At 69.5% G+C, this 13,180-nt stretch carries 6 protein-coding genes, 1 pseudogene and 2 CRISPR repeat arrays; all 7 genes and pseudogenes read left to right on the top strand.

Translation table 11 applies throughout. From position 1 onward, the window contains the following. Positions 1-432: 432 nt before the first annotated feature. The 7 genes and pseudogenes from ACFW1I_RS35665 (at position 433) to ACFW1I_RS35635 (ending at position 11,504) form a co-directional block, all read left to right on the top strand. Positions 433-924, top strand: a complete 492-nt coding sequence (locus tag ACFW1I_RS35665) for a hypothetical protein (protein ID WP_384677802.1) — start codon at positions 433-435, stop codon at positions 922-924. 557 nt (positions 925-1,481) lie between these two features. Further along, the gene (locus ACFW1I_RS35660) at positions 1,482-4,046 is read left to right on the top strand and encodes a Helicase associated domain protein (protein ID WP_384677800.1); all 2,565 of its coding nucleotides are present in this window, start codon (positions 1,482-1,484) and stop codon (positions 4,044-4,046) included. 84 nt (positions 4,047-4,130) lie between these two features. Continuing rightward, positions 4,131-4,211: pseudogene (locus ACFW1I_RS35655) on the top strand (hypothetical protein); the annotation flags it as partial. A 589-nt stretch (positions 4,212-4,800) separates the two neighbouring features. Next, the gene (locus ACFW1I_RS35650) at positions 4,801-5,184 is read left to right on the top strand and encodes a hypothetical protein (protein WP_384677798.1); all 384 of its coding nucleotides are present in this window, start codon (positions 4,801-4,803) and stop codon (positions 5,182-5,184) included. Between the two features lie 2,300 nt (positions 5,185-7,484). Further along, a CRISPR array of direct repeats spans positions 7,485-8,124; the repeat unit is 27 nt; unit sequence GGGACCATCCCCGCGCGTGCGGGGAGC. 299 nt (positions 8,125-8,423) lie between these two features. Continuing rightward, positions 8,424-10,100 (top strand): IS21 family transposase, encoded by a 1,677-nt coding sequence (istA, locus tag ACFW1I_RS35645; protein ID WP_384677796.1) that lies wholly within the window; start codon positions 8,424-8,426, stop codon positions 10,098-10,100. Further along, a complete protein-coding gene (gene istB / locus ACFW1I_RS35640) occupies positions 10,097-10,939 on the top strand; it encodes an IS21-like element helper ATPase IstB (RefSeq protein WP_383584783.1) in 843 nt (280 codons plus the stop codon). Before istA ends, istB begins: the two co-directional genes overlap by 4 nt. 88 nt (positions 10,940-11,027) lie before the next feature. After that, positions 11,028-11,504, top strand: a complete 477-nt coding sequence (locus tag ACFW1I_RS35635) for a DUF1877 family protein (protein WP_383584786.1) — start codon at positions 11,028-11,030, stop codon at positions 11,502-11,504. A 457-nt stretch (positions 11,505-11,961) separates the two neighbouring features. Beyond that, positions 11,962-12,481: a CRISPR direct-repeat array (repeat unit 31 nt; unit sequence GCGGGGCCATCCCCGCGGGCGCGGGGAGCAG). Positions 12,482-13,180: the final 699 nt, after the last annotated feature.

Below are 13,180 nucleotides of genomic sequence, written 5' to 3'. Positions count from 1 at the left end.
GACACCCCATCCCCCACACCCCCACCCCGGGGGGCGGGGGGGGGGGGGGGGGCGCGGGGGGGGGGGGGGCGGCCCGGCGCGGGGGGGGCAAGCCCCCGGGTGGTGGTCTCCGCTTCGCTCCAACCACCTGAAAAGCGGCTGGCGAGGGGGTGGGGTGGTCCGGCCGGCCCGGTAGCGAGGGGGGTGCGTTGCGCCGGGCGAGGAACCGAGCCGTGTTGCGGCTCGGTTGGGGGCTCCCCCTCGTCTGGGGGTCTCCGCTTCGCTCCAACCCCCAAAAAGCGAGGGGGGAGTTGAGGTCGGGCGCTCGTTGGGGCTCGGGCGTGGCAGGCCACGTCTGGTGGTCTCCGCTTCGCTCCACCCACCTGAAAAGTGCCTGGCGAGGGGGTGGGGGCGGGATTGTTGGGCCGGCCTGGTGCCAGGCAGGCTGGTCTCATGACTGATGTGACTGGACCTCAGGTACGTTTACGTTTGAACGATTTCGTGCCCGATCCGGATGATCCGGATGTGCTGCGCAGAGTCATCGATGTCCAGGCGGATGTGATGACGTTTGAGAACGGCATCGTCACCTTGTGGCTGCAGGGCGCCGAGGTGGGCTCATTCCCTGTCGACTCGCTGAAGGAAGCCAAACTCGCCGGCAGTGTCCGGCCTGCTCCTGCGCAGGCCGCTCCAAGACCGGACACCCGTGCCTACACCGTGGCCCAGGTCCGCACACAACACGGCAACGCCTACCAGCGGTGGACCGAGACGGACGATCAGCGGCTCCTGGAGCTCCACGCCGCAGGCCATGACACGGAGTCCCTCGCACAGGTCTTCTCACGCCAGCCCAGCGCGATCCACGCCCGCCTGAACAAACTCGGAGCACCGGGGGTTAAACCGGAGGATAAATCCAAGCCCCGGCAACAGCCCCTCACCCCACCCTTCTGAACCCGGGCCCTGGGAGTACCGAGGGTTAAATCCAAGCCCCAGCAACAGCCCCCACCCTCCCTTCTGAGCCTGGGCCCACCGAGCCCTCACGCGGGGTAGAAGCAGGAGCATCACCGCAAGGGCGTGACACGGTGGAAAGCCATCCCCGGGAGAGAGCGTGTCACCCCTGCTGCGCCTCTCGGACGGGGCGCAGCGGGAATCATCCGTGTCTTGCGCTCCGGTGCTCCTTGCCCGGGCTCCTATACCTCGGTGAGCACCTCCGGGGGGGTGACGGGGTGGCCGGCTCGGTCGAGGGCTGGGCGGTGCAGGATCCGGGAGGAGGGGCGGGGTTGGAGGCTGGGGTCGGGGTTGAGGGCTAAATCGGGGTTGAGGGCTGGGCCGGGGAGGGGGCGGTCGCGGGGTTGAGGGCGGGGTCGGGGTTGAGGGTCGTTCTCCTGAGTGCTTCAAAATGGGGTCGGGATCTAGACTGGAATGGTGCTCTCCTATCGGTGGGGTGTTGCGCTCGGGGTTTCGGGGTGGTCGCGTCGTCGGTGAGGTGGGGGTGAGAGGAGCGGAGCGTGGTGAGGGTTCTGCGTCCGCATCAGCGTGAGGCGGTCGACGCGGTGGTGCGTGCGCTCGGGTTGCCGGTGTGGCCGGGTGCCGGGGAGCGGGGCGTGCGGACGCAGGTGGTCATGGCGACCGGGTCGGGCAAGACCCTGGTCGCGGCTCGCAGCGCGGAGGAGTTGGGGGCGGGCCGGGTGCTGGTGCTCGTCCCCTCGCTGGACCTGCTCACCCAGACCGAGGCCGCGTGGCGCGAGGCCGGCCGTACGGGCCCGATGACCGGGGTCTCGTCCCTGCGGGGCGAGGACGTGTCCTTCCCCAGCACCACGGACGCGGACGAGCTGGTCGGGTGGGTGGGGTCGTTGGAGCGGGTGACGGTGTTCGCCACGTACGCCTCCCTCGGGCTCGGCACGCTCGAGCGCGCGCACCGGGCCGGTCTTGCGGGGTGGGACCTCATCGTCGTCGATGAGGCGCACCGGACGTCGGGGCGGGTGGGTAAGCCGTGGGCGGTTGTTCATGACAACACGCGTATCCCGTCCCTGCGCCGCCTCTACATGACCGCCACGCCCCGGCTGTGGCAGATGGACGAGGAGGGCGAGGGCGCGGCCGGCACGCCGGGCGAGCTGGTCGCGAGCATGGACGACGACCCCGAGGGCCCCTTCGGCGCCCGCTGCTTCACCCTGACCCTCTCGGAGGCCATCGACCGGGGAATCTGTGCCCCCTACCAGGTCGTCTGCGTGGACATCACCGACACCCGGCTCCAGGCCGCGCAGCTCCTGGGCGCCGAGGGCCGCTCGGACGAGGTCCGCGGGGCGCGGCTCGCCGCGCTCCAGACCGCCCTGGTGAAGGCGTCCGCGGAGGAGGGCTTTAGGCGCACGCTCGTGTTCCACCACGTCGTCAAGGAGGCTGAAGCGTTCGCGGCCGGCCTCCCCGACGTCGCGGCGCGGCTGCACGCCTCCGAACCGGGGCTGTACCCCAAGACGGTCTGGGCGGACTGGCTGTGCGGGGAGCACAAGCCGGGCCGGCGGCGGCGGGTGCTGGGTGAGTTCGCGTCCGGGACCGCTGCGGACGGCACGGTGGTGGAGAAGGGGTTTCTGGGTTCGGTGAGGGTGCTCGGGGAGGGTGTGGACATCCGGGAGTGTGACTCCGTCTACTGGGCGGATGTGCGCGGCTCGATGCCCGACCTCGTCCAGGCCGTGGGCCGCGCGCTGCGGATACACCCGGGCGAGGGCAAGGTCGCCTCGCTCGTGGTGCCGGTGCTCCTCGGGCCCGGTGAGACGGCCGACAGCATGCTCACTTCGCGGGCGTTCGGCGGGCTGGCGAGGCTGCTGGAGGCGCTGCGGGCGCACGATGCCCGGGTGGTGGAGCAGCTCGCCGAACAGCAGGCGTCGAGCGGTGTCCGGGGCGTTCAGAGCCGTGGTGGGGGGCTGGAGGGACGGGGTGAGGGAAACGGGTCGGGTGGGGTGTCGGTGCCGGCGCGGGAGCTGCTGAAGTTCTCCACGCCGCGTGACCCGGCGCTGCTGGCGGCGTTCGTCCGGCTGCGGGTGCTCGACCCGGAACACGAGCACTGGCGGCGCGGGGTTCAGGCCGCCGTCGTCTTCGCGCGCGAGCACGGTGACCTGAAAGTGCCGTTCACATACCGGGTGCCGGAGGGTGAGGAGGCGGAGGGGGTCGGGTGGCCCGCCACGCTCGCAGACTTCCCGCTCGGGCAGTGGATCGCCGACAACCGGCGTTTCCACGCCCGCGGCCGTCTGGACGAGGAGCGTGTCGCGCAGCTGGAGCAGCTGGGCATGGTGTGGTCGCACTTCGACGTCGCATGGGAAGAGGGCCTGTCCGCGGCGCGGGGGTGGGCCGAGGTGAACGGGCATCTCCTGGCCCCTGTCGATGCCACGTACCAGGGCTACCGGGTGGGTATCTGGCTGAAGAACGCGCGGGCCGCCGCCCGACGCGCCCAGGACCTCGAACAGCGCCAGGCCGAAGGGCTGCCGGTGGAGACGCGGGCCGGCGCCCTGTCCGGGGAGCGGCGCGAACAGCTGGAGGACATCGACCCGTCCTGGTGCCCGGCCTGGCCCGTGGAATGGCAGCGGGCCTTCCACCTCGTCCGGCTCCACCTCGAAGAGGCCGGCGGGACACTGCCGACCGAGCCTGGAACGGTGATGCGTCAGGGCGAGGACCTCGGACGGTGGGTACGGGCACAGCAGCTCGGCTGGGACAAACTCACGACCGTACAGCAGTGGATGTGCGGGCAAGTCCTCGGGATCGAGCCTGCCGGCGAGGAGGAGAAACCGTCGCCGCGTCGTACGCAGGCCGACAAATGGGCGATCAACTACGAGGCCGCCTGCCGGTTCTACGAACGCGAGGGACACCTACGGGTCCCCCGGAAGCACATCGAACGGATCGTCTTCGGCGACGACGGCAACGGTGACGGCAACGATGGCAGCGGGGAGGGCGGGGAGGGCCGGGAGCGGCTGGAGGTGTCACTCAAACTCGGTGCCTGGGTCAGCAACCAGCGCTCCCGGGCAGCGACGCTGACACCCGAGCGGATCGAGCAGCTCTCCGCGATCGGGATGCGGTGGTCCTAAAGGTGGGCGTCGTCGCCACCACGGCCGCCGCGCTCACGGCCGGATACCTCCTCGAACGGGTGCGGCCGTGGCGGCGCCTGGGTCAGCAACCAGCGCTCCCGGGCAGCATCGCTGACGCCGGAGCGGGTGGAGCAGCTGTCCGCGATCGGGATGCGGTGGCCCTGAAGGTGGGCATCGTCGCCACCGCCGCCGCCGCGATGCCGGCCGGCCATCTGCTCGGGCGGCTGCGGCCGTGGCGTCTGGGCGACTGAGCGGCCGATCAGATCCGCCACGGGCGGGGCCGTGGGCCCGGGGCGGCGCCAGGCGGCGCCGGGCGGCAGACCGGGACGTGGGCCCGGGACGTGGGCCCGGGGCGGCGCCGGGCGGCAGGCCGGGGCGTGAGCCCGGGACGACACCGGTTCACCGGGCCGTGATTGCCCCGCAGCCGAGGCCGCCAAGCCACCGCGATCCCGGCCCCACCCTGGATTTAACCCTGGGCTTATCCCTTGGGGGTTGGGGGCGGGACGTGGTGAGAGGAATTTGTCCTGCCAGGGCTGAATGCCTGCCGATCGACAGCGGGAGCCACCCCCTGGATCTGACCCTGCCCACGGAGAATGACCGGCCTTCCCGACCCCTCACGGCGGGCACACGCACAGCTGCCGGACCGCACCGGCCCAGCCCTGCCCCACACCCCCGACGGTATGACGACACCGCACCCCCACGCGTGCAGGTAACAGTCCTCCGTCCGGCCTTGGGTCTGCTTCATAATCCAGCTGTGGACATATCCGATGAGGGACAGCCGCTCGATCCCGCCTGGCTTGAGATCAGCAACAACGTGTGTGGTGGCCTGGCAGGAGCCCCGAGTGCATCGTGGGTGGCCGAGCGGTTCATCGGGGCTGGCTGGAGTTCCCAATCTGGTTCGTCGTGGGAGTCGTATGAGGTCGAGACCAGCTGGTGCCGGATCGAGGTCGACCCGACCGACGGGGACACGCTCCTGAACGGAGTTGTCGATCCTCATCGGTTCGAGGAACTGGCAGCGCTGCTGACCCGGCTCGGTCTGAGCTTCAGTCTTGAGCTCTATGACGATGACGGGAGACTGCTGCGGGAGATCGAAGCCGGAGCCCCGTCAGCGCCTCATAACGCAGCCACCAGCTTGTAGCGGTCCACTCCGGTCGCCTGCGGCGGAAGCCTCACCGTCCGCCACGTCATGCAGTGTTTGCGTTCAAGCTCCCGCATCGACGTCCCGCGACAGTGGTCACGCCGGATCGCCACGTACCGCTCGACCTTGCCATCCGCGGGCATGACCAGCACCTTTCACCAGGAGCATCCCGATGCAGCCCTGGCAAGAACCGCAGCGCCTGGCGAACTCGTCGACATCACCCATCCGCGAAATGGGCCTCCTCCCAAACCCATCGACAAGCGACGTCGCTACTGCTCGATAAAGCCAGGCCTTGGTGTTTCAAGGGTCCGGGCCGTCCCTGCGGGCATGGTGAGTACGGTGGTAAGCGGCCCCAACAGCCCCCTCGGCTGGGTTCGGCCTCTTCCGCGGATGCACCGGGGCGGCCGGGAACGAGCACCGGCCGGGCGCCGGGGCTGACCGGGGACCTGATCTCTCGAGCATCCTCCAGGCCGAACCCTTGGCAAGTGCTCCTGCCTGCACATGATGATGCGTCACCAGCGCTGCAGGTACTGGGGGTGGTTGTCGGGAGGGCTGGGTGCTGGGAACGGTGTGCCCTCGACCAGGTCCCGCGGAAGGGAGAACGGCTTGAGCGTGGGGCGCAGCTGCCCGCCCCTACGGTTCGTGTCCCGGCATTGGCCGGCGCGGAGCGTGGGGGCGAGACCGCCGGTCCCTCACTCGGCTATCCGGTATTTGTGCACGAGCACGTCCCAGGAACGTGCACGAGCACGTCCCAGGAAACGGTGTGGTGAGCACCCGTCAAGGGCCCCACCCGACACAGAGGCGGCCCCCTGGGTCTCCACGGTCCTGGATCCCCGGGCCGGCCGGTCGCGCTGAAGAGCACTCACACCACCCGTATCACGAGCCCACAGCAGGACGAGAACAGAGCCTGCGCGGGGCGGGGCCTGAACAGACACCAGACACCGGGCACCCGAACAGCGACCCAAGCGACCGAACCCCACAACAACCCCTCACACAGACCCCGGGCGGCACCACCCCGGACAGGGAGCAGCAAGACCACAGCAGGACGGGTTCACCAGAGACGGGAAGGGCGCGGGGCAACGAAAGGGGTGATCCCCTGGTTCGGGAGCAGCAGGACGGCGGCAGCCCGCGGTTCACCGGAGTCGGGAAGGGCGCCGGGCACGAAAGGGGGGGCGTCCCCCGGGGTCGGGGAGCAGCAGGACGGGGTGCGCGGCCTGGCACAACCGGTGAGACAGCGTGGCCCACCAGCGGCTCTCAGCACCCCCGTCCACCAGGGAAAACAACCACCCTGCCTCTCAGGCACCAGCCCCCGGGGCCCCCACTCACCACACAGAGAAAACCAGCCGGATTCAACCCCCGATCACGGCCGGAACCATCCCTACACGCGCGCGGAGCAGCCCGGCGGATCATGGGCGGTGACGTCGCTACCCGGACCATCACACAGACACGGGAAACCGCCCTAAACCCCACCGAACACCAGAACAGTCCAGAAACCATCCCCACCGACACGAGGAACAACCATCCCAGGCGTCACTCCCCACACCGTGAGGAGTGACGCCGCCATCCCCACGCGGGCGGGGAGCAGCGCTTCCTTCCAGGGCTCGGGGTGGCGAAGGAGAGGCCATCCCCTCGGGCGCGGGGAGCAGAGCGTTCCGGTGCAGCGGTTCGCGTCCGGCGGAGGGCCATCCCCGCGCGTACGGGGAGCAGAGTGCGGCGATGACAGTCCGTCCGGAGTGCCAGGGGCCATCCCCGCGCATGCGGGGAGCAGGGCGGTGGTGCAGCAGGGGACTCCCGTTGTCGGGACCATCCCCGCGGGCGCGGGGAGCAGCCACTGGTCAGCGGACCGATCACCCCGCCGACGGGGCCATCCCCGCGTACGCGGGGAGCAGTCGGCCTCGGGGAAGATCAGGTCACCGGCCTCGGGGCCATCCCCACGTGCGCGGGGAGCCGGGCGGCGGATTGGAAACAATTGTTTCCAGAAGGGGGCCATCCCCTCGGGACGCGGGGAGCAGGCGAGGGCCGCGCGGGTCTTGTGTCGCATGTGGGGGCCATCCCCGCGTACGCGGGGAGCAGACTTCCTGACCAGCAGTTCTACCCGACGCCCCACCCCGTCTGAACCGCTTTCGCCGGAACAGACGAAACCCCCGCACCGACCCCCGGCCCGGACCGGGAACACTCCATGGTGAGCACGACGGTAAGAACCCGACAGCCATGGTGAGCGTGGTGGTAAGCGACCCAAGCGACCGAAGAACCGACACCACCACACCAACAGGACAGCCCCTCAGACACACGCGACCAGCAGGCAACATCCCCACCGTGCGGGGAGCAGTCCTGCGCGCCTGACGTCGCACGGTTCGCCGCGGGACCATCCCCGCAGGGCGCGGGGAGCAGGTGATGAAGCGGCGGGACAAGACGGTGTCCGAGGGACCATCCCCGCGCGTGCGGGGAGCAGCCGATCCCGGGTGACCAGGTCTACGAGTGCTGGGGACCATCCCCGCGCGTGCGGGGAGCGGGCCCTACGAGCTGCCATGTGGGGCCGCCCTTCGGGACCATCCCCGCGCGCGCGGGGAACAGGCCGCGCGTCGTCGCGGCGGTCACTTCCGTTCGGGACCATCCCCGCACGTGCGGGGAGCGGACCACCGTTACCCCGCAGGACGTCCGCGATCTGGGACCATCCCCGCGCGTGCGGGGAGCGGGAGTTCCTCCTCGGCGTCGATGCCTTCGGCCAGGGACCATCCCCGCGCGTGCGGGGAGCGGACGTACTCGCGCCCGTCCTCGGCGCCGGACTGGGGACCATCCCCGCGCGTGCGGGGAGCGGATCCAGGCGAGATCGTCTTCCGAGAGCTCCGCGGGACCATCCCCGCGCGTGCGGGGAGCGGCCCGAAGGCACCGAGGAGAAGATGGAGGAAGGGGGACCATCCCCGCGCGTGCGGGGAGCGGACTTGCTGACCAGCAGTTCTACCCGAGCCCGACCGGCTCTCAAGCAACTTTCACCGAAACCGGCACAACACCCATCAAGCCACTCCCCCGGGCAGAGCACGCCCCATGGTGTGTTTTTATCGGGGTGAAGTAGAGCCACGACTCCGGCCTGTTCCGGAGCCGGTGGATCTCCGGCGAGATCGGGAGCCAGCTGGTGTGATGGTGTGGAACATGCCGCTTTCGGAGTAATCGAGCGGGGTTGCGCTGGTTGGCCGTCACGCTGTGCCTGTTGATCACGGTCCAGGTCAGGGAGACCGCTGGTGCACAGGTCACGTGAGTGGCTGTTCGAGAAGATCCGCCGGGTTCATCGCGAGCAGGGGCTGTCGGGGCGGGAGCTCGCCGTGCGGTTCAAGGTGTCGCGGAACACGGTGCGCAAGGCGTTGGAGTCGCCGGTGCCGCCGAAACGAAAGTCGCCGCCGCCGCGGCCGAGCGTGCTGGAGCCGGTGAAAGGCTTCATCGACGCGATGCTGCGCGAGGACCTGGAGGCGCCGGCGAAGCAGAAGCACACGATCCCGCGGATCATGGAGCGTCTCGCGGCGGAGCACGACTTCGAGATGGCCGGGCTGACGACGGTCTACGACTACGTGGCCAAGCGGCGGCCGCAAATCCGTGCGGAGGCTCTGGAGGGCCGCCGGCGTCTGGAGGGCATGGTCCCGCAGGCGAAGAGGCCGGGCGAGGAGGCGGAGGTCGACTTCGCGGACTTCTGGCTGGACCTGGCTGGGCAGCGGCGCAAGTGCGTGCTGTTCACGCTGCGACTGTCGTATTCGGGCAAGGCGGTGCACCGGGTCTATGCGACCGCGTCCCAGGAAGCCTTTCTGGAAGGGCATGTGGAGGCGTTCGCGGTGCTGGGAGGGGTGCCGTCGGTCCACATCCGGTACGACAACCTCAAGCCCGCGGTCAAGCAGGTGCTGTTCGGCCGCTCGCGGCTGGAGTCGGCCAGGTGGGCGTCGTTCAAGTCCTGGTATCAGTTCTCCGCGTTCTACTGCGCTCCTGGCCAGGACGGCGCCCATGAGAAGGGCGGGGTGGAGCACGAGGGCGGCCGGTTCCGCCGCAAGCACCTGGTCCCGCCGCCTCAGGTGGAGTCGCTGGCGGAGCTGAACGAGCGGCTGGCCGCGATCGACGTCGCGGAGGACGCCCGGCACGTCCACGGCCGCCCGACATCGATCGGGTTCGACTTCGAGGCCGAGCGGGAGAAGCTGCGGCCGCTGCCGGCGGACGGCTACGACTGCGGGATCGACCTGACGCCGACGGTCGCGCGGAACTCCCGGATCACGGTGAGGCAGTGCTACTACTCGGTGCCGGCGAAGTTCATCGGCACGAAGGTCCGGGTCAAGCTGCGGGCGAACGAGCTGTGGGTGTTCGACGGACACCGGGTCGTCGCCCGCCACCCCAGGCTGACCAGGCGTTACACCTACCACGACATCCTGGATCACTACCTGGAGATCCTGCTGGTCAAGCCCGGCGCGTTCGCCGGGGCCTCGGCGCTCGCCCAGGCCCGCGCGGAGGGCGGCTTCAGCAAGGTCCACGAGGCGTTCTGGGCAGCGGCGAAGAAGAAGGCCAGCGACCGCGAGGGCACCCGGATGCTGATTGAGGTGCTGCTTTTGCACCGTCAGCTGCCCGGCGAGGCGCTGGTGGCGGCGATGGAGACTTGTCTGCGGATCGGGTCGGTCTCCACCGACCTGGTCGCGATCGAGGCCCGCAAGGCGATGGAGGGCACCGATGCGGACGACGCCGAGCTCCTGGCCGGCCCCGGTGAGACGGCCGCGGACAGCGCGACAGTGTCGCCCGGTCAGGGCGGGGCACAGGTGATCTCCCTGCACGCGCGCCGGCTGCCGCCCGACCCACGCCAGGCACTGCCCGACATGAGCAAGTACGACCGGCTGTTGAGCCCGCTTCCCAGCCGCACCAGCCAGACCCAGAAAGGCCACGGCGCATGAGCCCGACCGTCACCGTCACCGACCAGGACGAGGAGCCGGAGACCGACAAGGTCCCTGCGCGCAGGATGTCGCTGCCCGGCGACCCTGAGGACATGCTCATCGACGAGGCATGCCGCGAGCTTCGCCTGCCGGCGTTCCGCGAGCGGTTCATCGACCTGGCCACCACCGCCCGGCGCGAGCAGGCCACCTACAAGCAGTTCCTGCTCGACCTGCTGCAGGTCGAGCTCGCCGACCGGGATCTTCGCCGTCAGCAGCGACTGCTGCGACTGGCTCGTTTCCCCAGGCCCAAGCGGCTGGAGGACTTCGACTTCGCGAAGAACCCGAACGTCACCCCTGAGGTCGTCGCGGACCTCAAGTCCCCCACCTGGGTCCGTGAGGGCCGCCCGCTGGTGCTGATCGGCGACTCCGGCACAGGCAAGTCCCACCTGCTGATCGGGATCGGCACCGCGATCGCCGAGGCCGGCCTGTCGGTCCGCTACACCACCACCAGCGCGCTGGTGAACGAGCTCGCCGAAGCCGACGCGGCCCGCCGCCTGTCCTCGGTCATCGCCCGCTACAGCAAGATCGATCTCCTCTGCCTGGACGAGTTCGGCTACCTCAACCTGGACCGCAAGGGCGCGAAGCTGCTCTTCCAGATCTTCACCGAGCGCGAGGAGCGCAAGGCCACTGCGGTCGCCACGAACTCGCCCTTCACGGAGTGGGACAAGACCTTCGGCGACGCCCGCCTCTGCGCGGCCATCGCCGACCGGATCACCTTCCGCTGCACACTGATCCAGACCGGCACCGAGTCCTACCGTCTCCAGGCGACCCAGGAATCTCTCTTCCCCCACCAGGACTGACTGGACCCCGGACCCCTACTCCCTCACTGTTTCGAAGACTCGTTAGTCTTCGGCCAGGGTTTTCCTAGCGGAGAGGGAGGAAGTCTCGATGGGGATGTCGGTGACCAAATGGCGTCTGACTGAGGACGAATTCATTCACGGGATAGATTTCCTGGAGAGCCGCTTTGAGGCAGCTCAGGATGAGGAGGACTGGGGAGAAGAGACTGATTTCAGTAACTTTTGCGAGATCGGGGAGTTGTGGGATCTCGTGAACGTCACGATCTCCGGGGTCCCCATTCCCACCCAAGGAGTGGGGAGCTTGGTGGTCCTGGGGGGTGACATGCTCGGGGAGGTCGGCGATCCGGGTGGGCTGATCACAGTGCTGACACGGCAGGAAGTTACCGAGGTCGCACATTTCCTCCGTGGCCTGTCTATCGACTCGATCGTCACGACGTGTGAGCAGCTCTCAGACCTGCCCGACTTTGTGATCAGCGAGGTCCGGCAGAAGCTGAGGGATCTCCAGCACTTCTACGCGTTGGCTACTCAAGAGGGGCACCTCATGGTCACGCGCGTATATGGGCCGTAGCGACTGGTTCACTGGATCCGTTCGCCCGTACCCCACTGAGAAATTCTCGGAGTACGTCGACACCACGACGAGGGCGAGGCCCTGGCCGCAACTTGTCAGGGAGGCGACCCGGGCCCGCACCGACAAGCTACCGACAGTCCCTCGCCAGCTCCCTTGGACACTCCGCCCGACCCGGCCGGTCACCCGATCAGTGGCTCCGAATCTCGCCGGAGAACACCGCCGACGGTCGAGTGCATCACCGCCACGAACGGCCTACGCCTGGCTCCCATTCACACCGGAGCAGTGGCTCTCATACAACCCGGTGAAATCACCCCATGGTGAGCCCGATGGTGAGTACACCACCGGCATGGTCAGTGTGGTGGCAAGCCCCCCCGAACCGCACCCGCCCCAGAACCAGAACCAGAGTCAACAGCGACCCAAGCGACCGAAACACCGACATGCCCCAGCCACAGGCCCTGGGGGCCATCCCCACGGTCGCGGGAGCCGGGGTCCGCGGGCAGGCGGGGTGGAGGCCAGCCGGGACCATCCCCGCGGACGCGGGGAGCAGGCTGCGCCAGGTTCTCGGATCGCTCCGCATGGGGGGACCATCCCCGCGGGCGCGGGGAGCAGAGCGGCTGGCGCGTGACGAACCTGTTCGAGCCGGGACCATCCCCGCGGGGCGCGGGGAGCAGGAGCTGCCGCCGATGCGGTTGACGGTGCTGTCGGGACCATCCCCGCGCGTGCGAGGAGCAGGCGCGCGGCGAGTACTTCGGCGGCCGTCGCCCGGGGCCATCCCCGCGGGCGCGGGGAGCAGACGTTCGCGCCCCCCGTGGAGTGGGGGCGAGCGGGGCCATCCCCGCGGGCGCGGGGAGCAGGCCCAGCCGATCCAGTCGCCGCCGATCCAGGCGGGGGCCATCCCCGCGGGCGCGGGGAGCAGCTGGTTGGTGCCCCGGGTAATGGCCGCGTCGCGGGGCCATCCCCGCGGGCGCGGGGAGCAGACTTCCTGACCAGCAGTTCTACCCGACACCGACCAGCTTCCAAGCAACTTTCACCGAAACCGACAAAACACCCACCGTGCCACTCCCCCAAACACAGCACGACCGAAGGTGAGCCCGACGGTGAGCACACCACCCGCACGGTCAGCACGGTGGTAAGCAACCCCTGAACCACACCCGACCCACCACTACGGCCAACAGGGAGGGGGCCATCCGCTCCCACGCGAGCGGGAAGCAGCCGACCGAGGGGAACGGCATCACCCTGTCGCAGGGGCCATCCCCGCGCGCGCGGGGAGCAGTTCTTGTACTTCAGGTTCGTCCAGAACACCGGGGGCCATCCGCGCGGACTCGGGAAGCAGGACATGATCGCCTGCGCGACGCCCGCGTCCTGGGGACCATCCCCACGGGCGCAGGGAGCAACCGGCGTACCCGAGACCGAAGTGGGAGTCCAGGGGACCATCCCCGCGAGCACGGGAAGCAGGTCCGGGCTGGCCGTCCGAGGACACTGCGATCGGGACCATCCCCGCGGCCGCGGGAAGCAGCCGTCGGGCTCGCCGGCGAGGGAGATGAGGTCGGGACCATCCCCGCGCGTGCAGGGAGCAGCTTAAGTGAGCGTTTTGCTTATGCTCATGCCAGTTTGATGCGATTCTGAGTCGTCGGCCTCGTAGGGCGACCGCACCTTATCTACTGGAATGCGTCTCT

This window comes from Streptomyces sp. NPDC058955 (assembly GCF_042741435.1).
Taxonomy (GTDB): Bacteria; Actinomycetota; Actinomycetes; order Streptomycetales; family Streptomycetaceae; genus Streptomyces.
This window is presented reverse-complemented; position numbering and strand designations above follow the sequence as displayed.

Excerpts from the sequence above, each read along its gene's own strand:
- istB (WP_383584783.1), top strand. The coding sequence starts at position 10,097 with ATGAGCCCGACCGTCACCGTCACCGACCAGGACGAGGAGCCGGAGACC.
- ACFW1I_RS35635 (WP_383584786.1), top strand. The coding sequence starts at position 11,028 with ATGGGGATGTCGGTGACCAAATGGCGTCTGACTGAGGACGAATTCATT.
- ACFW1I_RS35665 (WP_384677802.1), top strand. The coding sequence starts at position 433 with ATGACTGATGTGACTGGACCTCAGGTACGTTTACGTTTGAACGATTTC.